The 25,598-nt window shown below is 70.7% G+C and carries 24 protein-coding genes; 7 read left to right on the forward strand and 17 right to left on the reverse strand.

Annotated elements, in window-relative coordinates; genetic code table 11:
- Positions 1–21: 21 nt before the first annotated feature.
- The 4 genes from AB0K15_RS41745 to AB0K15_RS41760 are packed head-to-tail and all read right to left on the reverse strand — an operon-like array spanning position 22 to position 4,756.
- A complete protein-coding gene (locus AB0K15_RS41745) occupies positions 22–1,191 on the reverse strand; it encodes a Xaa-Pro peptidase family protein (RefSeq protein WP_364064448.1) in 1,170 nt (389 codons plus the stop codon).
- 30 nt (positions 1,192–1,221) lie between these two features.
- Positions 1,222–2,238: an ABC transporter permease gene (locus AB0K15_RS41750; protein ID WP_364064451.1), complete on the reverse strand. Its 1,017-nt coding sequence runs from the start codon at positions 2,236–2,238 to the stop codon at positions 1,222–1,224.
- 36 nt (positions 2,239–2,274) lie between these two features.
- On the reverse strand, positions 2,275–3,765 hold the full coding sequence (locus AB0K15_RS41755) for a sugar ABC transporter ATP-binding protein (protein WP_364064454.1): 1,491 nt from the start codon (positions 3,763–3,765) through the stop codon (positions 2,275–2,277).
- A complete protein-coding gene (locus AB0K15_RS41760; protein WP_364064457.1) occupies positions 3,755–4,756 on the reverse strand; it encodes a sugar ABC transporter substrate-binding protein in 1,002 nt (333 codons plus the stop codon). The genes AB0K15_RS41755 and AB0K15_RS41760 overlap by 11 nt, the downstream gene beginning before the upstream one ends.
- Positions 4,757–4,975: 219 nt before the next feature.
- On the opposite strand from AB0K15_RS41760, the gene AB0K15_RS41765 reads away from it, so the two are divergent.
- The 3 genes from AB0K15_RS41765 (at position 4,976) to AB0K15_RS41775 (ending at position 6,890) form a co-directional block, all read left to right on the forward strand.
- The gene (locus AB0K15_RS41765) at positions 4,976–5,680 is read left to right on the forward strand and encodes a GntR family transcriptional regulator (RefSeq protein WP_364064460.1); all 705 of its coding nucleotides are present in this window, start codon (positions 4,976–4,978) and stop codon (positions 5,678–5,680) included.
- Between the two features lie 27 nt (positions 5,681–5,707).
- Positions 5,708–6,571 (forward strand): sugar phosphate isomerase/epimerase, encoded by an 864-nt coding sequence (locus AB0K15_RS41770; protein ID WP_364064463.1) that lies wholly within the window; start codon positions 5,708–5,710, stop codon positions 6,569–6,571.
- Positions 6,572–6,683: 112 nt separating this feature from the next.
- Positions 6,684–6,890, forward strand: coding sequence for a hypothetical protein (locus AB0K15_RS41775; RefSeq protein ID WP_364064470.1), 207 nt, complete (start codon positions 6,684–6,686; stop codon positions 6,888–6,890).
- Between the two features lie 40 nt (positions 6,891–6,930).
- Here AB0K15_RS41775 and AB0K15_RS41780 read toward each other — a convergent pair whose 3' ends face one another.
- The 7 genes from AB0K15_RS41780 to AB0K15_RS41810 form a co-directional block, all read right to left on the reverse strand.
- Positions 6,931–8,043, reverse strand: coding sequence for a Gfo/Idh/MocA family oxidoreductase (locus AB0K15_RS41780; protein WP_364064473.1), 1,113 nt, complete (start codon positions 8,041–8,043; stop codon positions 6,931–6,933).
- Between the two features lie 203 nt (positions 8,044–8,246).
- On the reverse strand, positions 8,247–8,828 hold the full coding sequence (locus AB0K15_RS41785) for a TetR/AcrR family transcriptional regulator (RefSeq protein ID WP_364064477.1): 582 nt from the start codon (positions 8,826–8,828) through the stop codon (positions 8,247–8,249).
- Between the two features lie 240 nt (positions 8,829–9,068).
- Complete coding sequence (locus AB0K15_RS41790) at positions 9,069–9,956, reverse strand: Gfo/Idh/MocA family oxidoreductase (protein WP_364064481.1); 888 nt, start codon at positions 9,954–9,956, stop codon at positions 9,069–9,071.
- Positions 9,953–11,107, reverse strand: a complete 1,155-nt coding sequence (locus AB0K15_RS41795) for an ROK family transcriptional regulator (RefSeq protein ID WP_364064698.1) — start codon at positions 11,105–11,107, stop codon at positions 9,953–9,955. The genes AB0K15_RS41790 and AB0K15_RS41795 overlap by 4 nt, the downstream gene beginning before the upstream one ends.
- Before the next feature lie 27 nt (positions 11,108–11,134).
- Positions 11,135–11,992 carry a carbohydrate ABC transporter permease gene (locus AB0K15_RS41800; RefSeq protein ID WP_364064484.1) on the reverse strand — a complete coding sequence of 286 codons (858 nt, stop codon included), beginning with the start codon at positions 11,990–11,992 and terminating at the stop codon, positions 11,135–11,137.
- 5 nt (positions 11,993–11,997) lie between these two features.
- Positions 11,998–13,002, reverse strand: a complete 1,005-nt coding sequence (locus AB0K15_RS41805) for a sugar ABC transporter permease (RefSeq protein WP_364064489.1) — start codon at positions 13,000–13,002, stop codon at positions 11,998–12,000.
- 10 nt (positions 13,003–13,012) lie between these two features.
- Entirely contained in the window at positions 13,013–14,425 is a 1,413-nt protein-coding gene (locus AB0K15_RS41810) for an extracellular solute-binding protein (RefSeq protein ID WP_364064494.1), read from the reverse strand.
- 151 nt (positions 14,426–14,576) lie between these two features.
- Here AB0K15_RS41810 and AB0K15_RS41815 point away from each other — a divergent pair, with 151 nt between their 5' ends.
- Genes AB0K15_RS41815 through AB0K15_RS41830 form a run of 4 tightly spaced genes read left to right on the forward strand, consistent with a single transcriptional unit; the run spans position 14,577 to position 19,616 of the window.
- Positions 14,577–15,638 (forward strand): zinc-binding alcohol dehydrogenase, encoded by a 1,062-nt coding sequence (locus AB0K15_RS41815; protein ID WP_364064498.1) that lies wholly within the window; start codon positions 14,577–14,579, stop codon positions 15,636–15,638.
- Positions 15,632–16,429 carry a sugar phosphate isomerase/epimerase family protein gene (locus tag AB0K15_RS41820; RefSeq protein WP_364064504.1) on the forward strand — a complete coding sequence of 266 codons (798 nt, stop codon included), beginning with the start codon at positions 15,632–15,634 and terminating at the stop codon, positions 16,427–16,429. The genes AB0K15_RS41815 and AB0K15_RS41820 overlap by 7 nt, the downstream gene beginning before the upstream one ends.
- Entirely contained in the window at positions 16,426–17,727 is a 1,302-nt protein-coding gene (locus AB0K15_RS41825) for a trehalase family glycosidase (protein WP_364064507.1), read from the forward strand. The genes AB0K15_RS41820 and AB0K15_RS41825 overlap by 4 nt, the downstream gene beginning before the upstream one ends.
- The gene (locus AB0K15_RS41830) at positions 17,724–19,616 is read left to right on the forward strand and encodes a glycogen debranching N-terminal domain-containing protein (RefSeq protein WP_364064510.1); all 1,893 of its coding nucleotides are present in this window, start codon (positions 17,724–17,726) and stop codon (positions 19,614–19,616) included. The genes AB0K15_RS41825 and AB0K15_RS41830 overlap by 4 nt, the downstream gene beginning before the upstream one ends.
- 53 nt (positions 19,617–19,669) lie before the next feature.
- On the opposite strand, the gene AB0K15_RS41835 is transcribed toward AB0K15_RS41830, so the two are convergent.
- The 6 genes from AB0K15_RS41835 to AB0K15_RS41860 form a co-directional block, all read right to left on the reverse strand.
- Positions 19,670–19,978 carry a hypothetical protein gene (locus tag AB0K15_RS41835; RefSeq protein ID WP_364064513.1) on the reverse strand — a complete coding sequence of 103 codons (309 nt, stop codon included), beginning with the start codon at positions 19,976–19,978 and terminating at the stop codon, positions 19,670–19,672.
- Positions 19,979–20,246: 268 nt separating this feature from the next.
- Positions 20,247–20,684: an SRPBCC family protein gene (locus AB0K15_RS41840; RefSeq protein WP_364064516.1), complete on the reverse strand. Its 438-nt coding sequence runs from the start codon at positions 20,682–20,684 to the stop codon at positions 20,247–20,249.
- A gap of 165 nt (positions 20,685–20,849) precedes the next feature.
- The gene (locus tag AB0K15_RS41845; protein WP_364064521.1) at positions 20,850–21,773 is read right to left on the reverse strand and encodes a TIGR03564 family F420-dependent LLM class oxidoreductase; all 924 of its coding nucleotides are present in this window, start codon (positions 21,771–21,773) and stop codon (positions 20,850–20,852) included.
- 151 nt (positions 21,774–21,924) lie between these two features.
- On the reverse strand, positions 21,925–23,391 hold the full coding sequence (gene gtfA, locus AB0K15_RS41850) for a sucrose phosphorylase (RefSeq protein ID WP_364064525.1): 1,467 nt from the start codon (positions 23,389–23,391) through the stop codon (positions 21,925–21,927).
- Positions 23,391–24,566: a serine hydrolase domain-containing protein gene (locus tag AB0K15_RS41855; RefSeq protein ID WP_364064528.1), complete on the reverse strand. Its 1,176-nt coding sequence runs from the start codon at positions 24,564–24,566 to the stop codon at positions 23,391–23,393. The genes gtfA and AB0K15_RS41855 overlap by 1 nt, the downstream gene beginning before the upstream one ends.
- Positions 24,559–25,578 carry an aldo/keto reductase gene (locus AB0K15_RS41860; RefSeq protein WP_364064531.1) on the reverse strand — a complete coding sequence of 340 codons (1,020 nt, stop codon included), beginning with the start codon at positions 25,576–25,578 and terminating at the stop codon, positions 24,559–24,561. The genes AB0K15_RS41855 and AB0K15_RS41860 overlap by 8 nt, the downstream gene beginning before the upstream one ends.
- Positions 25,579–25,598 lie beyond the last annotated feature (20 nt).

Genomic DNA, 25,598 nt, shown 5'->3' on the forward strand with positions numbered 1-25,598 from the left:
GCGGGCTGCGTGGGGACGGCCTCAGACGCGGGTGGGGGCGAGGTCCACGACGTTCCAGCCGCGCGCGCGGTCGCCGAACGCCCGGTGCCCCTCGGCGGTCACGGTCACGGTGTCCTCGAGTTTGATGAACCCGCGCCGGGGGTGCAGCATCGTCGTTTCGATCGAGAGGACCATGCCGGCCGCCAGCGCGCGGGGACCGTCGTAGTTGGGGTAGGGAACCGGGCCGGTCGACGTGAGCCGAGGCGCCTCGTGGCTAATCAGTCCCATGCCGTGGGCGACGAAGGTGGTCACGGCGCGGTGGGGGCTCGTGGCCAGCACCTCGCCTGCCCGCTCGAAGATCGCCTGGCCGACCACGCCGTCCGCAATGGGTTCCCGCGCGGCCAGCTGCACGGCTTCGACTTCGGCCAGCAGATCCTCCAGCTCGGCGTCGGGTTCGCCGAGCACCGCCATGCGCGCCAGGTCGCCGATGTAGCCGCCGAGGTTGCCGCCGGAATCCAGGCACAGCACCTCACCGGGTGCCCAGCTGGCGTTCGACGGCGCGCGGTTGTGGCTGGCGCCCATGCTCACCAGGCAGTACTCGAAGGTCATGCCGAGGCGGGTCTGTTCCTGGCGCAGGGTCTGCACGATCTCGCGTTTCGTCGAGCCCGCCCCGTGCTCGCCGAAGGTCGCCTCCATCGAGTGCACGATGGCGTCCGACGCTTCTTCGAGCAGCTTCAGCTCGTCCGCCCGTTTGACCGCGCGCAGGCGTTCCAGCACGAACTGGCCGTCCCGCAGCGTCACCGACGGGTCCGCCGCCAGCCGCTGGTACGCCTCGACCGGCAGGAAGGATCCTTCGATGCCGACCACGGCCTGTCCCGGCAGCACGCGGAGCAGGTGCGCGAGGGCGAGTTCGATCGCGTCCTGCGCCCGCCAGGTGCTGGTGTCCACATCGGACACCCACACCGGATCGTTGTCCAGCTGCCACGATTCCATCGCGTTGCCGATGTAGCGGGTCGCGTCGAGCTCGCCGCGGACGTACACCAGCGTCGGCAGGTACCGGCTGGTCCCGATGGCGTCCATGTAGTCGAAGAAGAAGAACCTGTGCCCGCCCAGCAGGTACTGGACGTTGTGCTTCGAGGTCACGACCAGTGCGTCGAGCCCGGCTCTTTCCATGAGCTCGTCGAGGTGCCGGTGATCGAACGGGGGATTCACGAAAGCCTCCAGTGGTGGATGTGGTGGGGATCAGGCATCGGTCACCGAGAGCCTCCGCTGGTTGAACGCGTCCAGCAGCACGGCCACGAGGATCAGCGCGCCTTGGATGAACTGGACCCAGAACGGGCTCACGTTGAGCAGGGTCAGGCCGTTGTTGATGACGCCGATGAGCAGGACGCCGATGAGCGTGCCGACCATGCTGCCCTTGCCGCCGAAGAGGCTGGTGCCGCCGATCACGACGGCGGCGATCACCTGCAGCTCCAGGCCGGTGCCCGCGGTGGGGGTGGCGGCGCCGAGCCGGCCCACCAGAACCAGCGCGGCCAGCCCCGCGCACGCGCCGGCGATCAGGTAGGCCTGGAACAGCACCCGCTTGTCGGGGATTCCGCTCAGCCGGGCGGCCTGCCGGTTGCCGCCGACCGCGTAGATCTGGTGCCCGAGCGTGGTGCGGGACAGCACGAGGTGCCCGATGAGGAACATCGCGGCGAGGAGGAACACGGGGACGGGGACGGCGCCGATCGTGGCGCCGCCGAGCCAGGTGAGCCCGCTCGGCAGTCCGTACACGCTCTGGCCTTGACTCAGCTGCAAGGTCAGGCCCCGGCCCATCCCGAGCACGGCGAGGGTCACGATGAACGGCGCCAAGCGCAGCCACGCGACGGAAATCCCGTTGAACGCACCGATCGCGGCGCCGATCATCAGGCAGGCCACGACGCCGAGGAACCCGGCCAGCCCGCCGTTGACCAGCTGCGAGGCGACCATGCCGGCCAGCGCGACGCCTGCGCCGACCGACAGGTCGATGCCGCCGGTGATGATCACCAGCGTCGCGCCGACGGCGGCGATACCCACCACTGTGGACTGGGTGAGGATGTTCGTGAAATTGCGGCTCGACAGGAAGCTGTCGGACAGGAGCGCCATCGCCACACAGACCAGCACCAGCGCGACGATGATCGGGGTTCGGGGATGCCCGGCGATGCGGCGCAGCACGGACGGCGGGGGTGGATCGGGCCTGCGGGTTTCCGCCGTCTTCTCCGTGGAGGTGGTGATCACCATGGTGGCCTTCCGTTTCTCACAGGCGAGTCGGGGGAGTCAGCCGGCGGCGGCCAGCTGGAGCACGCGTTCCCGGTCGAACTCGGCCCGGCGCAGCTCGCCGACCACCCGCCCGGCGCGCAGCACGTACACGCGGTCGGCCATCGCGAGTACCTCGTCGGTGTCGGAACTGGTCAGCAGTACCGCGGCGCCGGACTCGGCCAGCGTCAGCACGTGCTCGTGGATGCCCGCCTTCGCACCCACGTCCACGCCGCGGGTGGGGTCGTCGAGGAGCAGGACCTTGGGCGTGTGCGCGGCGGCTCGCGCGAGGACGATCTTCTGCTGGTTGCCGCCGGAAAGCTTGCCCGCCGGTTGCCGGGGATCGCGGGTCTTGACACCGAATCCGGCGATGGCCGCTCGGGCGAGGCGTTCCTGCCGGCCACGGCGCAGCCAGCCGGCCCGGGTGAACGAGCGGTACACCCCGTAGGACAGGTTGTCCACCACCGACGCGTCGAGCACCAGGCCTTCCGCCTTGCGATCCTCGGGCGCGTACACCACGCCGTGGCGCACCACGTCGTGCGCTCGCGCGGGAAGGGGATGGCCGTCTACCTCGACGTTCCCGCGAGAGCGCACGGACAGACCCGCCAGCGCCTTGAGGAGCTCGGTGCGCCCGGCGCCCGCGAGGCCGACCAGACCCACGATTTCGCCGGATTTGACCTGCAGCGTCGCCCGTTTGACGCCGGGCGCGTCGAGCTCGCGGACGTCGAGCCGCTCGGCGCCCACCGGCCGATCCCGCCACGGGTAGGCGTGGGCCATGTCCTTGGCGAGCATGGCCCGCACGAGCTTGGCTTCGTCCCACTCTCCGACCGGGCCGACGCCGACGAGCTCGCCGTCACGCAGCACCGCGATCGTGTCGGCGATCTCGAACAGTTCGTCGAGGTGGTGGCTGACGTACAGGATGGCCATGCCCTGCGCGCGCAACGCCGTGATCGTGTCCAGCAGACCTTGGGCGTCGCTTTCGGACAGTGCGGAGGTCGGTTCGTCGAACACCAGCACGCTCGCGTCGCGGGCGAGGCACCGCGCGATCTCGGTGAGCTGCCGCTGGGCCAGCGAAAGCTGTCGCACAGGCCGGTCCAGCGGCAGGTCGGCCAGCCCGACGCGGTCGAGCGCGGCCCGGGCGGCGCGTTTGGCCGCGCCGCGCCGGACCACGCCCAGCCGGGAGGGCTGCCGGCCGAGCACGAGGTTGTCGAGCAGGCTCATGTCCGGGACGTCGGTCAGTTCCTGGTAGATCACGCTGACACCCGCGTCGATCACCGCCCCGGGCGTGGTGGGCAGATCGCCGCCGCGGAGCAGGATCCGGCCCGAGTCCGCCGCTTCCGCGCCGGACAGGAGCTTGATGAAGGTGGACTTGCCCGCGCCGTTCTCCCCGGCGAGCGCGGTGACGGTGCCCGGCGCGAGCGTCAAGGACACCTCGTGCAGAGCGCGGATGCCCGGGTAGGACTTCGACACCCCGCGGAACTCCACCACCGGGACGGGCACATCAGACCTCATCGGACCAGATCCCGTAGCTCTTGACCTCGGATGAGTCGATGCTTTCCCGGGTGATGGTCGCCGAGGGCCAATCGATCTGCTTCGGCACGGACTTGCGCGCCTCGAGATCGGCGACGGTGTCCACGGCCTTCTGCATCATCTTGATCGGGTTCTGGCTGATGCTGGCGTCCTGGACGCCGGCGCGCACGTCCGCGATGGCCGGCTTGGAACCGTCCACACCGATCACGATGATGTGCCCGGGGTCGCCTACCGGCTTGAACCGGCCCTGTGACTTGATCGCCGCCGACACGCCGACCGCTTCGGCGTCGTTGGCCGCGAACACCGCGTCGATCTGGGGATTCGCCTGGAGGATGTCCACCATCAGCGCGTTCGACTTGGCGGTGTCGTAGCCGCCGTCCTGAGCCGCCACCACCTGCAGGCCGGGGTACTGGTCCAGCTGCGTGCGGAATCCTTGTTCGCGCCGCGTCGCCGACGGCGTGCCCAGGATGCCCTGGATGTCGACGACCTTCCCGGTCGCGGAACCCTTGCGGGCCTTCAGTTCCGCGGCGATCCGGTCGACCGCGTCGCTGCCGGCCTTGACGTCGTCGATGGTGATCGTCGCGGTGATCGGCGGGATCACGCTGTCGGCGATGGAGATGATCGGCACGTGCGCCGCGTCGGCCGCGGACACGGCCGGTGCGATCGCCTTGCCGTCGGCGGGGGACAGGAGGAGGTAGTTCACGCCCCGGCTGATCAGGTTCTGAATGTCGGTGACCTGCTGGGCGGCGTCGCCGTTCGAGTTGGTGGTGACCAGCTTGTAGCCGTACTTCTTGGTCCCCGAGTCCAGGCCCTTCTGCATCCCCGCGAAGAAGGGGTTTGACAGCGTGTAGGTCGAATAACCGATCGTGACGCCAGACGCGTTGCTGCCGGAAGCACCGCCACACGCGACCAGGCCGGCGGAAACGGCCAGAACGCTCATCACCGTCGCCGCCAGCGAACGAAGGTTTCTCATCTGGGCTCCTTTGCCGAGATCGAGCAGGACTCGGCGCCAATCCGGTCGCCTGTCGACCGAGCACTGGGACTGTCTGGCGAGCCGTGGCGACGGGCGCCTGTCGCCTGTCGACCGATTACGCTAGAGTGGCTCCAGGAAGGTGTCAACACGCCCGGCATGAGCTACCGAGGTCGCCCCGTGAGAATCGTGGCGAGAGCCGGGGTGAACGGGAGGGTGCACGTGAGCGAGCCGACGGTGCAGTGGGAAACGATGCGGATCGACGAGAACGCGCCGAAGCGGGCGCCGTCGCTGGCGGATCAGACTTACGCCACGTTGAAACGCTGGGTCGTGTCCGGTGAACTCGAACCCGGTTCCGTGCTCAGTGAAAACGATCTCGCCCGGAGGTTTTCGATCAGCCGTTCCCCGTTGCGGGAGGCGATCCGGCGGCTGCAGGACGAGGGACTGCTGGACGTCTCCGGGCCGCGGGGGTTCACGGTTCCGGCGCTGTCGGTGGAACTGGTCCGGCAGGTCTACACCGTGCGCCGGGCCCTCGAGGTGGCCGCGGCCGAGACCGCCACCCGGATTCCGCCCGACAAGCTGGCCGCCATGCACGAACGCATGGACATGATCGGTGAGGCGATCGGTCGTGGTGACCTCGAACCGTTCAACGTCGCCGACTTCGACTTCCACGACCTGTTCGTGCTCAACTGCGGCAACCCCCTGCTCGTCAACCACATCTACCGCTTGCGCGGGCACATCCAGCGCACCATCAACTGGGCCGGTCAGTTCCACGAACACACTGAGCTGGCGTACAAGGAGCACCGGGCGATCCTCGAGGCCATGGAAGCAGGCGATACCCGGGCGATGGGCGAAGCCGTCGACACCCACATCCGCAACGTCATGGACCGCTTGGTCGACAAGCTCGACCCTCTCGGAAAGCCGTGACCGCCGACTGAAAAGAGCTTCTCCGCCATGCCGAACCCCGATGCCTTGCTGAGCACGTGCTGGACCTCCGCGGGTGATGTGATGCCGCTGCGCAACGGCGACCTGAGCCCGTTCGACATCCGGGACCGGGTCGCGGCCGCCGCCGAAGCGGGGTTCAGCGGGTTCGGGATCACGCACACCGACCTCGTCGCGGTGCGTGACGGCATGGGGTTTCCCGCGCTCGCAAGGGAATTCGAGCGGCACGGCATCACGGCCGTCGAGGTGGAGTACCTCGACGACTGGTGGTGTCCGGGGGAGCGGCGCTCACGATCGGACGTGGTGCGCGCCGATCTCCTGCGCGCCGCCGAAGCCCTGGGTGCCTCGCACATCAAGGCCGGCGCCGGGCAGGCCGGTGACACCGTCGAGCCGGACGTGCTGCGCGCGGAGTTCGCCGCGCTGGCGCGGCAAGCCGAGGCGGTGGGCGCGCGGATCGCCCTGGAGCCCGCCGCTTTCTCGATGATGCCGACGATCGAGCCCGCCGCGCGGCTGGTCCGCGACGTGGCGCATCCGGCGGGTGGACTGCTCGTCGACATCTGGCACATCCACCGCAGCGCGATGTCCTATGCGGACCTGGAGCGCATCCTCCCGCCGGAGTACGTCTTCGCCGTCGAGATCGACGACGGGCACCGGGAGGTGACCGGAACCCTGTTCGAGGACACCTTCGACAACCGCCTCTACTGCGGCGAGGGGGATTTCGAGGTCGCTTCCTTCGTGAAGTCGTTGCGGCGCCTCGGCTTCAGGGGTCCGTGGGGGGTGGAGATGATGTCGCGCGAGCACCGGACGCTCGACGTGCGCACCGCGACCAAGCAGGCCGCGACGGCGGCGGCCGATCTTCTGGCGTCGGCTCGATGAAGGTCCACTCGCCGAAGGATCTGCAGCCGACCTCGGACTTCCTCACCGGCCCCGGTTCCGGCTGCGTCACCGGCGCGACGATCGACCTGCGCACGCCGCGGTGACATACCTCGTGACCGGCGCGACGGGCACCATCGGCTCCGCGATCGTCGCCGAGCTGCGTTCCCGATCCGAAACCGTCATCGCACACGGACGCCGCATTCGCACCTCTCCGGCGACGGGGCCGTGCACAGGATCGGCGGCGATCTCCTTGCCGCCGAGGGGCAGGACCTCATCCGCGACGATCCGCGCCGAGAGCGGAGGCGAAGTCGTCTGTTAGTGGCGCGGGCACTTCTGGGCCGCCACGACGCAGGTTGCCTTCACGGCGTGACTCCGCCGGCCGGGATGGGCTGGCGCACGCCGGTGGAGGCCGCGCGGTTCACGGCGTCGATGAAGCGGTGGCGGTGGAGTGCGTGCCGGAAGTCGGGGACGAGTGAGGTGTTCTCCGCGAGGTCGCGGGCGTGCTGCGCGTACAGCTGCGCGACGTTGTGCGCCGGTCCGGAGAGGTCGCGCGGGACGTCGGTGTAGTAGGCGTTGGGGATCGTCAGGGGGTGCACCGTGGTGTCGGCGCCGCGGCCACCGGAGAGGGTGAGGTCGGCGACCTGGAAGTTGCCGTTCGAGGAGGTCAGGACGAGGTCGCCGGCGGCGCCGTTGATTTCCCAGCGCAGGTTGTCGCCGCGGGAGACACCGCCGCGGTAGTAGATCGAAGCCGCCGCGCCGCTGGTGAGCACGCCGCTGATCGCGACGTGGTCGGGGGCGGTGACGGTGAGGAGGCTGCCGTCGTCGGCGACCGTGACTTGGTCGCGGCGGCGCACGAGGTCTGCGGTGACGCCGGCGAAGTCGCCGACGACGTGATGGACCGCATCGAGCGCGTGCATGGTCGGGACGGTGAACGTGGTGACGCCCTTCGTGTCGTCGTACCAGTAGGAGTTCGCCCGGGTGGCCGTCGGCCCCCACGCGGCGCCGGAGCCGACGAGTGTGGTGCCGAGGATGTCGCCGACATACCCGTCCGCGATCAGATCGCGGGCGTAGCGCACCTCGGGCGCGAAACGGCCCTGCAGCCCGGCGATCGTCTTGACGCCCTTCGCGGCGGCGAGGCGGGTGAGCTCCTCGGCGCTTTCGAGATCGGCCGCGAGCGGCCACTCGGTGAAAACGGTCTTGCCCGCGGCCACCGCGGCGGTCGTCAGCTCACGATGGTGCGCGACCTTGACCGCGACGACGACGATGTCGACGTCCGGATCGGCGATGAGGTCCTCAGGGTTGTCGTAGCCCTTCACGCCGAACGCCTCGGCCGCCGCGTCCGCGGACTCGCGCCGAGAGGTGCTCACGGCCCGCAGTGCGAAACCCCGGAGGGCGGTGAGTGCGGGAACGTGGCTGATGGCGGCCCAGCCGGTGGTGCCGCCGCCGATGATGCCGACGCCGATCTGATTCATGGTGGTGCTTCTCCTCTGACGTTGCTGGGGTTGGTGGGTTTCCGGGCCGGCTCCTGCCCATGTCGACGGATAGGGGATGCCCTTTCAGGCGAGTCGCCGGCGGCTTCGAGTTCCCTCGGAGTGAGCACACTCCTTCTTTACTGACCGATCGTTCCTGAATGAGCACACGATCGTGCTGCAGCTGCCTTTCGGGAACTTCCGGCTCAGCAGAGGCAGGTCAGGGCGAGGTCCACCGTCGCCATGAGCGTGGCGCGGTCGGGCCGGATGGCGCCGACGACCCGGAGACCCTGGATGGTGGTGACGAGCAGCCGTGCCGTGGTCGCGGCGCTGCGGTCGGCGGAAAACTCGCCGGCGGCCTGGCCGCGAACGATCAGCTCGAACAAGGCATCCTCGAGCGACTGGATGGTGCCCTGCAGGCGATCGCGCACGACGAGATCGCGGTGCGCGAGCTCGGTCGCCGCGCCCACCACGAGGCAAGCCTCACGGTTACCGTCCTCTACGGTCGCGTCGACCACGCCCACCAGCACCTCGCGGATGACGGCCCGGGCGTTCGCGCCTTCCTTGAGCAGCCCGACGATCGGCTCCGCGTACCGCTCTCGGTACCGGTCGAGCACGGCCAGGTAGAGGCCTTCCTTGCTGCCGAACGCCGCGTACAGCGACCCCCGGCCGACGCCGGTGGCGTCCACGAGGTCCTGGATCGACGTCCCCGCGTAGCCTGCCTGCCGGAACGCCGACATGGCGGCCTCGATCGCCGCGTCGGTGTCGAATTCTCTCGTCCGTGCCACGAGGCGACCGTACCCCGTTGTGGAATGAGCGGTCAAGTAAGGCGTGAGAAGGGCGGGCACCCGCGCCGCTGATGATCGCGGTGGCCCGGTTGATTCGCGCGAGTTCGCTCAGCACTTCTGAGGCGAGCAGGTGGTGAGGAACTCAGCCCCTTGCTGCGGGCACCCCGGGGCCAAGACGGGTGGCCGGAAGATCAGCTCGGCAACGACAGTCCTCTTCGGACGGTCACCAAAGGTCGGACGTCAGAAGCCGACCCGGAGTGATTCGGTGGCCTGCGTGATCAGTTCCTGGAGCCGGACGCCGCGCCACACGTCGAGGTCGTGCGAGCGGCCGGTGCGCACGGCGGCGGCGAACTCGGCGCGGATGACGGGCCAGGCTTCGGTGTGGTCGATCGCGGCGGTGTCGTAGGCCACGGTGCCGGTGGTGCCGAACAGGTCGACGGTCGTCCGTGCGCGGTCGAGGCCGATCGCGCCGGAGAGCGAGGCCTGGCTGACGGCGCCGTTCTCGTGCTCGCAGGTCAGTTCGATCCACCGGGTCGAGTCGCCGGCCGCGCGGATCGCCGCGATGGGGCCGAGCGTGGTTTCGAGCAGGTCGAGCAGGTGCGGGCCGAGGTCGGGTAGCGCGCCGTGCGCCAGGCGCCAGCCCGTGGCCAGGTCGCCGCCCAGGAACGCGCCGTGCAGGTAGCACGAGCGGGCCCCCACGGCGCCGAACGCCTTCGCCCGCTCGACGAACCGGCGGGTCTCCGGGTGGTACCGCTTGGTGAGGACCAGCTGGCTCACCACGCCCGCCTCGTCGATGGTTTCGGCGAGTTCCCTCGCGGCCGGCAGCGTCAGTGCCACCGGCTTTTCCAGCAGCACAGCCTTGCCGGCGCGAGCCGCGCGACGCGCGAGGTCGGCCTGGACGTCGGGCCGGACCGCGAAGGCGACGGCCTCGCACGCGTCGAGCAATTCGTCGAAGTCGGTGGTTCCCTTCGCCCCGTGGGCATCCGCGAGTTCGGCGGCGGCCTCGGCTCGGCGCGCGTACACGGCGGTGAGCGTGGTTTCCGGGCCGGCGGCGAAGGTCGGGGCATGCATCGTGTGCGCCCACGGCCCGGCTCCGACCAGTCCCACGCGGACGGGTGCTGCGGTCACGACATTCCTTCCCGGGCCAGCCGCTCGTCGACGACGGCGGGGGAGTAGGCCGCGTCGAGCACCATCGCCTGTGCGCCGTAGAGGCCGGCGAAGTCCCCGAGTTCGCTGCTGGTCACCTGCAGGTGCCTGGTCGCCCGGGGGAGGGCCTTCTGGTAGATGACCTCGCGGACGCCGGTGACGAAGTGTGTGTCGGCGAGGTCGCCGGCGATCACGAGTACCTCGGGGTTCACCATGCACACGACCGTCGTCAGGACCTCGCCGACGAGCCGGCCCGCCTCGCGGGCGAGCTCCACCGCCTCCGGTCGCCCGGCCGCGAGGTGGGTGGCCAGCTCGCGGCTCGACCGCGTCGGCACGCCGCGATCGGTGAGCCGGCGCGCCAGCGCACCGCCGCTCGCCACGGCGGCGAGGCAGCCGCGGGAGCCGCACATGCACACCGCGTCGTCGTGCCCGGGCAGGCGGATGTGCCCGATGTCGCCGGCCCCGCCGTCGACACCGCGCAGCAAGCCGCCGTTGAACACCAGTCCCGAGCCGATCCCGGCCGATACCTTGACGAGCACCAGCGGCGAGGACTCCGGGTACCGCTGCGTGTGTTCGCCCAGCGCCATGATGTTCGCGTCGTTGTCGACCAGGACCGGCACCCCCCAGCGCCCGGCGAAGTGGTCGGCGATCGAGTAACCATCCCAGCCGGGCATGATCGGCGGCTGGCGCACGGTTCCGGTCTCGAACTCGACCGGCCCCGGCACGCCGACGCCGATGCCCCGCACCTGTCCCGGCGGCCGGCCCGTCTGGTCGAGCAGCACGTGGAAGCGGGCGTCGAGCGCGTCGAGGACCGGAACCGGCCCGGCGGCCACGTCGAGGGCGATCCGCTCCTCGGCCAGCCGTCGGCCGTCGAGGTCGACGACGGCCAGCCGGGCGTCCGCGGTGTCGAGGTCGGCGACGAGCACCACGCCGGCGTCGGTGAACTCGAGCAGGACCGACGGGCGGCCCCCGGTCGAGTCCTCGGTGCCGTGGGATCGCAGGTAGCCGCGGTCGAACAACGGCTTCAGCCGCTGCTGCACGGTCGAGCGGGACAGGCCCGTCTGCTGCTGCAGATCGGCGCGCGTGCGCGCTTTCCCCGTGCGGACCAGCCAGAGCAGGTACCCGGAAGACATCGTCACCGGTGCAACTGTAGTGATCTTCTACCCCTTTTCCGCGCCACTGGTGAGACCTTCGGCGAGCAGCCGCTCCGCCGCGAAGAACAGGATCACGATCGGGATCGTGAGCACGACCGACCCGGCCATCAGCACCGTCTTCGGCACCTCGAGTCCTCCGGCCAGCTGCGACAGACCCAGCGACACCGTCCACTTCGAGCGGTCCTCGACGAGGAACAGCAGGGCGAAGAGGAACTCGTTCCACGCGATCATGAAAACGTACAGACCAGTGGCCACGATCGACGGGGCCGCCAGCGGCAGCGTCACGCGCCACAGGGTGCCCAGCCGGCCGTTGCCGTCGATCGCCGCCGCTTCCTCGATGCTCTCGGGGATGGTGGAGAGGTAGTTGCGCAGCATGTAGATCGACACCGGCAGCGCCTGAGCGACGTACACCACCAGCAGCCCCACCAGAGAGTCGCGAAGGCCCGCCTTGCTGAAGATCACGAACAGCGGGATCGCGAGCAGGATAGACGGAAACAGGTAGACGGCCAAGAACAGGAAGTGCACCTGCCGGCGGCCGGCGAAGCGCAGCCGGCTGGCCGCGTACGCCCCCGGCAGGGACAGCGCCAGGGTGACGATGACCGTGCCCACCGCCACCAGTGCCGAGTTGCCGAGCAGCTCCAGCAGCCCGTCCCCGCCGGCGGCCACCGACTTGAGCACCGTCGTGTAGGTGGTGACGGTGAAGTCCGACAGCTTGGGCAGGATGTCGCCCGGGTGCTGCAGCAGCGAGTCCTGCGACCGCACCGAAAGCAGCACCATGTAGTAGAAGGGGAACAGCGTCGCGATCGCGAGGAACACGATCGTGACCCAGCGCAGCACGCCGAACAGCCGGGTTTCGAACGTCATCCGGTTCACGCGCGATCCTCCGGTGCGAAGAACTTGAGGTAGACGACCAGGAACACGACCAGCACCACCGCGAGCACCAGTGCCTGGGCGGCCGCACCGCCGACGTCGAACTGCGCGGTGAGGAAGTCGTAGACCCGCACGCTCAGCACGTCGGTGCCGGCACCACCGCCGGTGAGCAGGTAGACGTCGTCGAACTTGTTGAAGGTGAGGATGAACCGCAGCACCGACAGCAGGGCCAGCACCGGGTACAGCTGCGGCAGCAGGATGTGCCGGAAGCGCTGTGTGGGGGTGGCGCCGTCGACGAGGGCGGCCTCCTCCAGCTCCTTCGGCACGGCCTGCAGGCGGGCGATGAGGAACAGGAACGTGAAGGGGAAGTAGCGCCAGCCCTCGAACGCGATGACCACCAGCAGGGCCAGGGGCAGGTGCACGTGCCAGCCGAAGAGCGACAACGTCGAGGTCTCCTGGCTGAGGAACGCCACCGGTTTGTCCCAGCCGAAGATGCTCTTGCCCCACGCGTTCACCACACCGAACTGGGGGCTGAGCATGATCTCCCAGACGAAGGTGGCCGCCACCACCGGCGAGACGTAGGGCAGCAGCATCGCGCTGCGCAGGAACGCCCGGCCGCGGAACGGTTTGCGCAGCGCCAGTGCCGCGACCAGGCCGAGCGCCAGCGACAGCACCGTGCCGCCGATGGTGTAGACCAGCGTGGTGCCGAGTGAGCTCCACATGTCCGCGGAGCCGAGCACCTTGGCGAAGTTCTGCAGCGTAAAGCGGCCGAAGATGCCTTCGCGTTGCAACGTCGCCAGGCGCAGTCGCTGGAACGCCAGGACGATCGTCCACACCACGGGCAGGACCACGACCACCAGCACGATGATCAGGGTCGGGGAGAGCAGGGCCAGCCCGGCCCTGCTCTCCTGCTGCCGCAGGGTGAGCGCTCGCCGCCGCCGTGGGGGCCGGCCGGTCGGCTTCGCGGGGGCGGGCCGGTTCCGGACGGTGTGCGCCGAGGTCATCCGCGTTTCCCTACTTCAGTGTTTTCTGGATGTCCTGGACCGCGGCGCTCGCCTGCTTGGCGGCTCCGGCCGGGTCCACGGTGCCGCCGGTCATGGCGCTGACGGCCTTGGGCACAGGCAGCTCGGCGAGCGAGGCGCCGGCCAGACCGCCTTGGCCCTGCGGGATGCCCCACTGCTGGAAGCTGTCCAGGCTGCTCTGCAGTGACTGGATCACATCGGCCGGGTACACCGCGGACAGCGGCTTCTTGGTGTCGGTGCCGACCTGCAGGCCCGCCCACGCCTTGGTGAACTTGCCGGCTTCGGCGGTCGTGCCGGTGCGCGCGGGGATCTTGCCCTGCGGCGCGAGCCCGAGCCAGCCGGCGTAACCCTGGTCCAGCATGTAGCTCACGAACTTCTGAGCGTTGGCGGACCGGTCGCCCTGCGTGATCACCCACGAGCCGAGCTCGCCGAAGTTCTGCGCCGCCGAGCCGTCGGGGCCCTTGATGGCGGTGACGAACCCGGTGTTCTTCGCGAGGAACTCCGGATCGGCCTGGCACTGCGGGCAGCTCGGCGCCGCGTCCTTCTGCAGCCCAGCGAGCTGGGGCAGCAGGTACGAAGACCAGACGGTCATCGCGGCCTTGCCGGCGAAGTACGTCGCGCGGGTGGAGTCGACGTTCTGGGCACCGGGCACGGAGTAGTTGTGCACGAGGTCGTTGTAGAAGGAGAAGGTGTTGACGCACGCGGGGCTCTCGAGTGTCACCTTCCCCGACTGGTCGACCAGCTGGCAGCCGTTGCCCAGCGCGAAGTCCTCGAAGGTCTGCTGGGTGAACGCGTCGCCGGGGTCGGTCGCGATCGAGATGCCGGCGACGTTCGGCGAGTTGAGCTTCTGCGCCGCCTGGCGGATCTTGTCGAACGTGTCGGGCGCCGGCAAGCCCGCCTTGGCGAAGAGGTCCTTGCGGTAGGCCAGCATCTGCGGCCAGCCGTCGGAGGGGACCGCGAGCTGCTTCCCGCCGCTGACGTCCATCTGCAACGCGCGGGCCGAGAAGGTGCCGGCGCCCAGCGTCTTGACCACCGCCGCCGCGGCGTCGGTGTCGACGAGGTCGTTCACGGCCATCTCGTTGACGCCGGTGAGCGAGAGCCCGCCGACGACGTCGGGCAGGTTGCCCGCGGCCGCGGCGGACGTGACCAGCTGGCTGAACTGGTCCTCGTCCAAACCGACGATCTTCACCTTCACGCCGCTCTGGGCGGTGAACTGGTCGGCGATCCGCTGCGCGGCCGCGACCCGGTCTGACTGGTTCTCCATGCTCCAGACGGTGAGCGTGCCATCGCCACTGTCGTCGGAGCCGGAACCGCAGGCGGTCAGCGCGCCACCGGCCACCACCACGGCCGCCAGTGCGGCGGCCGATCGGACCGGGACTCTCGTCCGCCCTCGTGCTGAAGACATCGGTGCTCCTTTGCGTCGTGCCTGGCGACGATCACAGCACCAGTTAGGCGTTAAAGCAAGACAAGTTATGTAGATTTTTTGGCATAAGTGGGGTAGCTTCTGCCCGGCGGATAGCCATAAATGATCGACAAGGTGGTCGGAGGAGGCCCTGGTGGGCACGGTGGTTCAGTTCGTAGGCCCTCGCCGGGTCGAGGTGGTCGAAACACAACCGGAGGCGCTGGGAGCGGGGTCGGTGCGCGTGCGCACCCTGTACTCGGGCATCTCGGCGGGCACGGAGCTGACGGCCTACCGCGGCACCAACCCGTACCTCACCCGGGTCTGGGACGAGGAGCGCCGGCTGTTCGTCGACGGCGACGCGAGCCAGACCTACCCGGTGGTGGGCTGGGGCTACTCCGAGGTGGGCGAGGTCCTCGAGGTCTCGGCTGACGTCGCCGGGCAGTCGGGGGTGCCGGCCGTGGGTGATGTGGTGTGGGGGATCTGGGGCCACCGCAGCGAAGCGGTCGTGCCGGCGGCGAAGCTCGCCGACCACGTCGTGCCGACCGGGCTCGACCCGCTCGCCGCGTCGTTCGCGCGCGTCGGCGCGGTGGCGCTCAACGGGGTCCTCGGCGCCGACGTCCACCTCGGCGAGACGGTCGCCGTCTTCGGCCAAGGCGTGATCGGCCTGCTCGCCACGCGCCTGGCGACGCTCAACGGCGGGCGCGTCGTGGCGTGCGACGCCATTCCCGCGCGGCTGGCGATCGCGGAGGAGTTCGGTGCCGTGGAGACGGTGGACGTCACCGCCGCCAGTGCCGCGGAACGAGTCCGCGCGGCGACCGGCGGCCACGGCGCCGACGTCGCGATCGAGCTCAGCGGCACCTACCGCGCGCTGCACGAAGCCGTCCGCACGGTCGGCGTCGGCGGGCGCGTGGTCGCCGCCGGCTTCTACCAGGGCGACGGCACCGGCCTGCGCCTCGGCGAGGAGTTCCACCACAACCGCGTCGAGATCATCGCCTCGCAGATCGGCGGCGTGCCGTGGCGGCTGGCCGGCCGCTGGGACCAGGACCGGATGAACCGCACCTTCCTGCGGCTGGCCGCCGACGGCGTGCTCGACCCCGTCCGGCTCGTCACCCACCGCGTGGGTGTCGGCGAAGTCGAGCGGGCCTACGAACTGCTCGACGAACGCCCGGCCGAAGCCCTGCAGGTCGTCCTCGACTACACGGAGAACCGATGCTGAAACTCGCCTGCCAGGAACAGCTGTTGCCCGGCGACACCCTCGAACAGAAGTGGGAGTTCGCCACCGCGGCCGGCTACGACGCCATCGAGCTGCGGGGCAAGAAGGACTTCGCGCTGCAGCAGCGCCTGCCGGAGCTGCACCGCGCGGCCCGCAACGGAGTCGTCATGCGCACCGTGTGCGTCGACATGCTCCATTTCTTCGGCGCCTTCGACCCCGACCTGCGCGCCGACGCGGTCAAGCAGATGCGCTCGCAGCTCTCGGTGATCGCCGAGCTGGGCGGGGTCGGGGCGATGACCCCGGCGTCCTACGGCATGTTCTCGCGCCGGCTGCCGCCGTTCGAGCCGCCGCGCACGGAGGAGCAGGACCGCGAGGTGCTGCTCGCGGGTCTGACCGAGCTCGGCGAGCACGCGCGGGCCGAGGGCGTGCTGCTCCTGCTCGAACCGCTCAACCGCTACGAGGACCACATGGTCAACCGCCTCGAGCAGGCGGCTTCGCTGATCGACGAGGTGGGCCTGGACTCCGTCCGCATCGGCGCGGACACCTACCACATGAACATCGAGGAGGACGACCCCGCGGACTCGCTCGTGCGGTTCGCCGCCTACCTCGGCCACGTGCAGGTCAGCGACTCGAACCGGCTCCAGCCCGGCGCCGGGCACCTCGACTGGCCCGCGGTGCTCGGCGCGCTCGCCGCCCTCGGCTACGAGGGTGACCTGGCGCTGGAAAGCCGGCTGCGCGGGGAACCCGCGGACGCGGTGGCCTCCGTGCCACCGTTCCTGCGACGGCTCGCATGACCGACGACCTCGCCCGGCGGGCGCGGCGGATCCTGCTCGCCAACTGGCGCCGGGGGTTCACCGTGCCCGCTCAGGGGTTGTACCCGCACCAGTGGAGCTGGGACTCGGCGTTCATCGCGCTGGGGCTGCGGCACCTGTCGGCCGTGCGCGCGCAACGGGAGCTCGAGTCGCTCTTCGGCGCGCAGTGGCCGGACGGGCGCGTCCCGCAGATCGTCTTCAACCCGGCGGTGCCCGCGAACGCGTATTTCCCCGGGCCTGATTTCTGGGGTCCGGGCGCGCGGCTCGCGTCGACGGGGCTGGTGACCTCGGGGCTCGTGCAGCCGCCGGTCCACGCGCTCGCCGCGTGGGAGGTGCACCGGACCGACCCGGTCACGTCGCGGCGCCGCGGGTTCCTGCGGCGCCTGTACCCGCGGCTGCGGCGCTGGCACGACTACCTGTTCGACCGCCGGGACCTCGCGGGCGACGGGCTCGTGTGCGTGATCCACCCGTGGGAGTCCGGTTTGGACAACAGCCCGGCGTGGGACGAACCGCTCGGCCGGGTCGCTCCTGTCGCCCCGGCGACGTTCGTCCGGCGCGACCTGGGCCACGCGGGTGCGGGCGAGCGCCCGACCGACGTCGACTACGGCCGGTACGTGCGGCTGGCGGCCGACTACCGCGACGCGGGTTTCGCCGACACGCTCGGCGGATCGGCGTTCGCTGTCGAGGACCCGTTGACGAACGCGTTGCTCGCCGTGGGGGAGACCGCGCTCGCCGCGATGGCCGCCGAGCTCGGCGCCGACGCGTCGCCGCACCGCGAACGGGCGGCTGCGCTCACGAACTCGCTGGTGGCCCGGCTCTACGACCCGGCCGAAGGCCTCTTCTTCGCCCGCGACGCGCACACGAAGTCGTTGCTGCGGCAGCGCACGGTCGGCGGCCTCGTGCCGCTGGTCGTGCCCGGTCTCCCCGTCGTGGAGGAGCTGCTGAAAACCGCGCGCGGCGAGCACTTCCGCCTCGGTGAGCTCAGCCCGGTGCCCAGCTACGACCTCACCGCCGTCGACTTCGAACCGGCGCGCTACTGGCGCGGCCCGGCGTGGTTCAACACCGGCTGGCTGATCTGGCACGGCCTGCGCACGCACGGGCACGACCAGCTCGCCGGGCGGCTGGGCGAGGGCATGCTGGACGCGATCCGGCTCGCCGGGTTCCGCGAGTACGTCGATCCGCTCACCGGCACCGGGCACGGCAGCGACGACTTCAGCTGGACGGCCGCGGTGGCGATCGACCTGCTCGAGGTGCCGGCCGCGGACGGGCGGGCGGCATGACCGGGCACACGCTCGTGCGGGGCACGACGTTCCTGATCACCGGCCCCGCGGCCGATGTCGCGGCGGGCACCGAAGGCTTCTACGTCGACGACACCCGGCACCTGTCGCGGTGGGAGCTCTCGACCGACGCTTCGCTGCGGGTGCTGACCGAAGAGCACGACCGGCAGTCGGCGAGCGTGATCCTCACGCCGGCCACGCCGCGCAACGAGGACCCCGCGTACTCCGTGTTCCGCGACCACACGCTGGGCACCGGCACGCTGGTCGAGGACATCCGCGTCCGCAGCCATCTCGTGGTGCCGGGCGAGGTGACCGTGTCGTTCCGGTTCGCGGCCGACTTCGCCGACCAGTTCGAGCTGCGCGGCACCAGGGAGTACGAGCGGCCGGGGGAGTACTCGGCGTCGACGGGGGCGAACGGGGAGGTGCTGCTCGCCTACGAACGAGCCGACTATCGCAAGTGGACGGTCGTGCGCGCCTCCTCGCCGGCCGTGTGCGCCGACGACCGGATCAGCTGGACGCTCACGCTGCCGCCGCACGGGGAAACGTCGTTGCGGGTCGAGGTGGTCGCGGGAGAAGGGGACCGGGTCCCGGATCCGGGCGCGCGGCCCGCGGTTTTCGCCGACGTGGTGCGGGAAGCGCAAGCGGACAGCCAGGAATTCCTGGCTACGGCGGGTGTTACCGAGATCGCGTGGCCCGAGCTGCGAACCGCCGTCGCGGCCGGGCTCGCCGATCTCGCGGACCTGCGGGTGCCGGCGCCGGGCCGGCCGGACCTGCGCGTCCCCGGCGCCGGCGTGCCGTGGTTCCTGACGTTGTTCGGGCGCGACAGCCTGATCACGTCCCTCTCGACACTGGCGTACCGGCCGGAGCTGGCGGCCGCCACATTGCGCGCGCTCGCCGCGGTTCAAGGCACCACGGTCGCCCCGGACCGGGTCGAAGAACCGGGCAAGATCGTGCACGAGGTGCGGCGCGGCGAGCTGAGCCGCTTCGGGCAGACCCCGTATGGGCGGTACTACGGCACCGTCGACGCCACACCGCTGTTCCTGGTCCTGCTCGGCCGCCACCGGCGCGTGGCCGGCGACGGCGTGGCCATCGAGCTGGAGGACGCGGCGCGCGCCGCCGTCGGCTGGATGTTCCGCCACGGCGGTCTCGACGAACACGGTTACCTCGTGTACCGCACGGACGGCCCGGGGCTGGTGCACCAGTGCTGGAAGGACTCCGCCCGGTCCATCTGCTTCGCCGACGGCGAGCTCGCCGAGGGGCCGATCGCGGTGTGCGAGGCCCAGGGCTACGCCTACGAAGCACTCCTGTCGACCGCCGAGATCGCTCGTGAGGTCTGGCAGGACGCACCGTTCGCGGACCGGCTGTTCACCCGCGCCGCCCAGCTGCGCGCCGACTTCGCCGACGACTTCTGGCTGCCGGGCGAGGACTTCGTCGCACTGGCCCTCGACGGCCGCCGCCGCAGGGTCGACGCCCTCGCGTCCAACGCCGGGCACGTGCTCTGGTCCGGCATCCTGCCGACCGGGCTCGCCCACCAAGTCGGGCACCGCCTCTGTGCACCGGAGTTCTTCTCGGGCTGGGGCGTCCGCACGCTCGCCGCGGGCCAGGCGCCGTACCACCCGGTGTCCTACCACAACGGCAGCGTCTGGCCCCACGACACCGCGATCGCCGTGGCGGGGCTGGCCCGGGCCGGCCTGACGGCCGAAGCCACCCGCATCGCCGAAGGCCTGCTGGCCGCCGCGACGCACCAGCCGGGCAACCGCCTGCCCGAGGTGATGACCGGCTACGCGCGCGGCGAAACCCCGCACCCCGTCCCGTACCCGCACTCGGCGTCCCCGCAGGCCTGGGCGGCCGCCGCTCCGCTGCTGATCGCCACGGCGCTGGGTTCGGGGTGAACCGCCCGGCGCGCGAAAGGATCGCACCCTTCGCGCGCCGGGCACGGGGCGCCTCAGCGCACCTGGACGCCCTGTGGAGACACGGCCGCGTCTTTGATGCCGGCGCGGATGCACACGGCGGTGCTCACGTTGCCACCGCGGGCCCAGGGACCGTAGTCGGTGTAGTCGAACGCCAAGCTGGCTTTGCATTTGGTGTAGGCCCGGTATTCACCGGTGCCGTTCGTGCACTTGGCGCTGAGGGACCAGTTGTTGGGCTTGGAGCTGCTGCAGTCATAGGGATCGGCGTTCGCCGACGCACCGCCCAAGGTCAGGAACGCGAGTCCCAGTGTGGCCACACCGGCAATCGAGGCCAATCGCTTCACGACGTTTCTCCTCGCATTTTGGTCAGGCGACAAACGGAGATTCCACGCGAGAGCTTCGTGATCCGCACAGAACCCGCGCACCTGTCGCCCGCGCGGAGTTCGTGCGTGCGGCCTGCCAGTGTGCGAGCTACCCCCTCGTCGAACCGTGTCTTGACTGCACCACAGGTGTGACGTTTGGGCAACCAATGTCACTCTGTCGTGCTCGCCCGGATCTGTCTTCCGCTGGTGAAGGCGAAAACGACGTCAGGAGACAGCTGGCGCGCGTCCGTCACGCCGTGGCGCCGAGGATCCGGGTCAGGCTCTTCTCGGTGTCGGAGCCGACCTTTTCGAACACGACCTTGGCGAGCGGCGCCGCGAGTTTGGCCGCGCCCTGGAACTCGATCGTGGCGTGGTAGGTGATCGTGGTTCCTGGACCGGCGGCGGGGGTGAGCCTGATGTCGTCGGTGGAGGTCGCGGTGTCGTTGCGGCCGACGAATACCACCCGGCCGGGTTCCAGCCGGGTCAGCTCGTACGTCAGCTCTGTCTCGACGCCCGCGATCTTCGAGACGTTGCGCCAGCGGGACCCGACCCCGATCGGCCCGGTGCCGAGCGGATCGCAGGACACGGTCCCGGGATCCCACTCCCGGGCGTTGGCGAAGTCCGCCAGGTACTCCTGGACGTCGTGCGGCGGGGTGGCGACGGCGAACGTGCGCGTCACTTCGACCATGGTCGGTTCCTTCCTCGTCTGCGGGAGACCTCGGACGGGAGTCCGGGCCTCCGCGGGCTTCCCGGCCTGGGTACCCGGTGCGGGTGCGCTCAACCGACGAGGCGTTCCGGCGGGTCGTGCTCGACTACGCCGAGCCGGAGTGACGGTCCACAGTGGTGTCCGTGGTCAGGCCAGGCTGCCGAGGACTTCGAAGGTCCGGGCCTGGTCTTCGAGACCGCCGAGATCGGTCTGGGTGAAGACCACCTCGGTGGCCCCGGCGTCGAAGTAGCTGCGCACCGCGGCGGCGACCGCGGCCTCGTCCCCGATGACGGCGAGCTCACCCGCGCGCCGTGCGCCGGCCAGGGACACCACCCGCTGGTAGGAGGGCACTTGGTCGTAGAACGCCATGTCCCGCAAAGCTTTCTCCTGAACCTCCTCGGCGTGCGCCGTGACCGTGCCCGCCACGAAGGCGACGATCCGCGGGGCGGGGCGCCCGGCCTCGGCGGCCGCTTTGGTGAGGGTGGGCACGATGTGCTCGCCGAGCACGCGTGGCGCGGCCAGATAGGGGAGCGCGCCGTCGGCCAACTCGCCGGTGACCTGCAAGGCTTTCGGTCCCATTGCGGCGACGAGCACGGGTATGCGTGGCTGCGCGCCGGGCACGGTGACGGGCAGGGCCGGCGCGACGGTGAGCCGGTCGCCGTGGAAGTCTGCGGTGCCGGTGTCCAGCAACGCCCTCAGCGAGGTCAGGAACTCCCGCAGCAGCGCGACGGGCCGGTCGAACGGCAGCCCGAAGGTCTTTTCGATGATGAACCGGGCACCGAGCGCCAGCCCGAGGTGGAAGCGCCCGTGGGTCGCGGCCTGAGCGGTCTGTGCCTGGGAGGACACGAGCACGGGGTGGCGGCCGAACACGGGGATCGCGGACGTCCCGACATGCAGCCCCGGCACCTCGCGTCCGAGCACGGTGGCCAGCGTCGCGGCGTCGTAGTCGAGGCGCTGGCCCACCCACGCGGAGCGGATTCCGGCGGCCGCCGCCGCGCGGGCCTGCTCGACGACGGCGTCGACGTAGTTGCCGACCGGGGCAGTGGCGTTCAGCGCGACTCCGATGGTCATGCGGGGAACAACCCGTGAACCGGCCGAAGCATTTCTTTTGTCCGGCCTGATCTCGTCCGCTGGGATCGCGTCGAAAACCGGATCTCCGCCGGATCGCCCCTGCCACCGATCCCGGCGTGCACCGCCCGGCGCCCGGGACGACGCACGCGGCTCAGAAGTTCAGCGGTACCGGGTCCCCTCCTCGGGCGGTCGCGGTCACGGTGTGGGCCGCGGTCGTGAAGTCGGCGCGCAGTGTCGCTTCGTGGGCGCCGTGGCGCCACGACAGTTCCACCTTCGTGCCGTCGATGTGGTGGTGGAAGGTGCCGCCGAACGCCGGGTGGTCGGCGCGGAAGCGCACCGCGGCCACCAGGGAACGCACCACCGGCCGGCGCAGGTCCGCCGCGACCTCGTCGGGCGTGTAGTGGTGGCGGTTGACGTCCCGGCCGACGCCTGTCCGCCTCAGCAGGGCCAGGTCGTTGCGCCCGGCGAGCAGCCCGACGTAGTAGATCTGCGGTGTGCCGGGAACGAACAGCTGGATCAGGCGCGCGAGCAGGTACCGGTCGTCGTCGGCGCCGACCGCGTCGTAGAAGGTGCAGTTGACCTGGTACAGGTCGAGGTTCGAGGCCGCGGCCCCGGTGGCGAGCCTGCTGGTGCCGCCGCTGGCCGAGTGCACCGACTCCACGAGTTCGTCGATCTGGTCGCCGGTGAGCAGTCCGTCCGCGCCGGGCACCAGGGCGTTCGGCCCGACGTCGATGATGCCGATCCCGTCGTGGGTGTCGAGCACGGTGAACGCGTTGTGCGGCCGCACGGACAGCCAGTTGTCCAGGGGGAGCGGGTCCTGCGCGTGCAGAGCGTGCAGCACGAGCGGCGGCAAGGCGAAGTCGTAGACGTGGTCGGCGATCCCGGCGATCTCGATCTGCTGGCGGAAGTGCCCGTGCACCTCCACGAGGATCTCGGCGCCCCGCTCGTGCGCATAGGCGCCGACGCGTTTGATGAACTCCAGGCACGCGGCCGTCAGGAAGCAGTCTGTGCCGGCTTCCTTCGCCGCGTAGCCGACCGCGTCCAGGCGCAGCAGCCGGACACCGGCGCCGGTGAGCCGGTCGACGACCCCGGCGAGGTACTCCCACGCAACCGGATCGCTGATGTCCAGGTCGATCTGCCGTTCGGTGAACGTGGTCCACACCAGTCGCCGCTGCCCGCCCAGGCGCACGGACGTGAACGGCAACCCCGGACGCGGCCGGTAGATCCGCAGGAGATCGTCCTCGCCGGCGCCTTCGGGGAACACCGCGCCCATCGTGAGGAACATCCCGGCGTAGGGCGATTCCGCCCCGCGGGCCACGACGTCCCGGAACTGCGGAGACCGGCTCGACACGTGGTTGACGATCACGTCGGCCATGACCGCGTGCCCGCGGGACAGCTCCCGTAGGTCGTCCCAGGTGCCCAGCCGGGCGTCGATCTCGGTGTGGTCCTCCGGGTCGAAACCCGCGTCCGCGCCGTCGAACGGCCGGAAGAACGGCAGGATGTGCACGCCGCCGAACGTCCCGGCGAGCGGGCCGTCGAGCAGCGCCCGCAGTCCGGGAAGGGTCCCGCCGAGACGGTCGGCGTAGGCGATGAGCTGGGGGGAGTTCGTGTTCGTCATCAGTCCAAGGAGTCCAGGAGAGCGCCCAGCAGGGGTGTCCAGCGGGGGTCGGGTCCGGTCAGGCCGTCCCAGAGAAAGGTGTCGCACGTGAAGCCGAACGCGATGCCGCTTTCGGGATGGGCGAAGCTCAGCCGCCCGCCCGCGCCGGTGTGGCCGAACGAGCCGGGCCCGAGCATGGCGTCGATGCCCGTCCGCGGCAGCTGGAACCCGAGACCGAATCGGGGCGGCTCGGTGGTCAGCACGGCCAGTTCCGGCGGGGTCGTCACGGCGTCGGTCCGCGGTGTGCGCGCGGACTCGACCGTGCGCGCCGACAGCAGCCGCACTCCGTCGACCTCGCCGATGCACGCGGCGTAGATCCGGGCCAGCGCCCGGGCGTTGCCGACGCCGTTGGCCGCGGGGATCTCGGCGGCGTGGAACGCGCGGGTGCGCCACACCGGATCGCCGGGACCCGGATCGTACTGCGGCGAGCGGAGCATCGCGCGGGCGAGCGGCGTCGTCGGATCCACGCCGTGGGCGCGGTACACGCTCGCCAGGTCGAGACCGCCGGCAGGAGCGACGTCCGGGCGCAGCCGGTGCTCGTGCTGCTCCGGCAGCCCGATCCAGAAGTCCGCGGCCAGCGGCCCGGTCACGTGCTCGGCCAGGAACCGCCCCACCGTCAGCCCGCTGACCCGGCGGATCACCTCGCCCACGAGGAACCCGAACGTCAGCGCGTGGTACCCGCACCGCGTCCCCGGCGTCCACAAAGGACTCTGAGCCGCCAGGAGGGAGACGATCGCGTGCCAGTCGAGCAGGTCGGCGGCGTGGACGTCGGCTGAGGGGCCGAACAGGGCGAGGCCGGCCTGGTGCGTGAGCAGCCAGCGCACCGGGATCCCGGCCTTGCCGCCCGCCGCGAACTCGGGCCAGTAGTCGGCGACGGGGGCGTCCAGATCGAGCAGTCCGCGTTCGGCCAGCACCAGCGCGCAAACCGCGGTGACGCCCTTGGTGCACGATGCCGTGCGGACGAGGGACTCCGCGGTGAAGTGCCCGCCGCCCCACAGGTCGACCACCTCACGGCCGTGTTCGTAGATGCTCAGCTGCATCCCGCCCGGATGGGCGGCGAGCACGCGGGCGAAGGCGGCGCGGACCGGCTCGAACTTCTCGTCGGCCCGCCCGCAGGTCTCCCCGCGGTCAGTCAAGGGATCGGCTTCGCTGCTCCAGGCCGGCCGGGCCGTACGGGTACTGCGCGGCACCCGGATTGCTGGCCTCGGACAAGATCGCCAGCTCGTCCTCGCTCAGCTCCAGCCCGGCCGCACCGAGGTTGTCCTCGAGTTGCTCCACCGTGCGGGCACCGAGCACGATCGACGTGACTCCCGGCTGGGCGCCCAGCCACGCGAGGGACACCTGGGACATCGTCGCCCCGCGCGCGTTCGCGACGGCCGCCACCGCGTCCAGCGTGCGCCAGGTCCGCTCCTGGGTGCTGCGCAGGTCGTAGGCCTCCACCCCGCGGTTCGGGTCCTCGCCCAGCCGGGTGGCGCCGGACGGGCGCTCGTCACGCCGGTACTTGCCGGTCAGCCAGCCCCCGCCCAGCGGCGACCACGGCAGGACGCCGAGACCCGTGGCCAGGCAGGCGGGGACGATCTCCCATTCCACCTCGCGCACCAGCAGGCTGTACTGCGGCTGCATCGAGATCAGCGGGAAGCGGCCCCGGGCGTGAGCGGCCGCCAGCGCGATCTGCCAACCGGTGAAGTTCGACAGCCCGCCGTAGGAGATCTTGCCCGACCGGACCGCGTCCTCGAGGAAGCCGAGGCTTTCCTCCAGCGGGGTCAGCGGGTCCCACGCGTGCAGCTGGTACAGATCGATGTGCTCGCAGCCCAGCCGTCGCAGCGAAGCGTCGAGCGCGCGGGACAAGTGCCGCCGGGAAAGGCCGGCGTCGCGGGGTTCGACACCCACCGGGAAGCGGCCCTTGCCGGCGAGGAACGCGTTGTCCCGCACCGCCGGGGATCGCTTGGCCAGCCAGTCGCCGATGATCCGCTCCGCCTCGCCGCCGCTGTAGACGTCCGCGGTTTCGACGAACGTCCCGCCCGCCTCGAAGTAGGTGTCCAGCTGCTGGTGCGCCACCTCCGCCGGGGTCTCGGCACCGAAGGTCATGGTGCCGAGCGAGCAGGTGGAGACGACGGCACCGGAACGGCCGAGCGTGGTGTACTTCATTTCTTCGTTGACTCCGCAGT

Source organism: Amycolatopsis sp. NPDC049253 (genome assembly GCF_040678995.1).
Lineage (GTDB): Bacteria > Actinomycetota > Actinomycetes > Mycobacteriales > Pseudonocardiaceae > Amycolatopsis.

Bases quoted from the DNA above. Each gene is read 5' to 3' on its own strand.
- AB0K15_RS41750 (WP_364064451.1), bottom strand. From the start codon at position 2,238: ATGGTGATCACCACCTCCACGGAGAAGACGGCGGAAACCCGCAGGCCC.
- AB0K15_RS41755 (WP_364064454.1), bottom strand. From the start codon at position 3,765: ATGAGGTCTGATGTGCCCGTCCCGGTGGTGGAGTTCCGCGGGGTGTCG.
- AB0K15_RS41760 (WP_364064457.1), bottom strand. From the start codon at position 4,756: ATGAGAAACCTTCGTTCGCTGGCGGCGACGGTGATGAGCGTTCTGGCC.
- AB0K15_RS41770 (WP_364064463.1), top strand. From the start codon at position 5,708: ATGCCGAACCCCGATGCCTTGCTGAGCACGTGCTGGACCTCCGCGGGT.
- AB0K15_RS41780 (WP_364064473.1), bottom strand. From the start codon at position 8,043: ATGAATCAGATCGGCGTCGGCATCATCGGCGGCGGCACCACCGGCTGG.
- AB0K15_RS41795 (WP_364064698.1), bottom strand. From the start codon at position 11,107: ATGTCTTCCGGGTACCTGCTCTGGCTGGTCCGCACGGGGAAAGCGCGC.
- AB0K15_RS41800 (WP_364064484.1), bottom strand. From the start codon at position 11,992: ATGACGTTCGAAACCCGGCTGTTCGGCGTGCTGCGCTGGGTCACGATC.
- AB0K15_RS41805 (WP_364064489.1), bottom strand. From the start codon at position 13,002: ATGACCTCGGCGCACACCGTCCGGAACCGGCCCGCCCCCGCGAAGCCG.
- AB0K15_RS41810 (WP_364064494.1), bottom strand. From the start codon at position 14,425: ATGTCTTCAGCACGAGGGCGGACGAGAGTCCCGGTCCGATCGGCCGCC.
- AB0K15_RS41820 (WP_364064504.1), top strand. From the start codon at position 15,632: ATGCTGAAACTCGCCTGCCAGGAACAGCTGTTGCCCGGCGACACCCTC.
- AB0K15_RS41825 (WP_364064507.1), top strand. From the start codon at position 16,426: ATGACCGACGACCTCGCCCGGCGGGCGCGGCGGATCCTGCTCGCCAAC.
- AB0K15_RS41830 (WP_364064510.1), top strand. From the start codon at position 17,724: ATGACCGGGCACACGCTCGTGCGGGGCACGACGTTCCTGATCACCGGC.
- AB0K15_RS41840 (WP_364064516.1), bottom strand. From the start codon at position 20,684: ATGGTCGAAGTGACGCGCACGTTCGCCGTCGCCACCCCGCCGCACGAC.
- AB0K15_RS41845 (WP_364064521.1), bottom strand. From the start codon at position 21,773: ATGACCATCGGAGTCGCGCTGAACGCCACTGCCCCGGTCGGCAACTAC.
- gtfA (WP_364064525.1), bottom strand. From the start codon at position 23,391: ATGACGAACACGAACTCCCCCCAGCTCATCGCCTACGCCGACCGTCTC.
- AB0K15_RS41860 (WP_364064531.1), bottom strand. From the start codon at position 25,578: ATGAAGTACACCACGCTCGGCCGTTCCGGTGCCGTCGTCTCCACCTGC.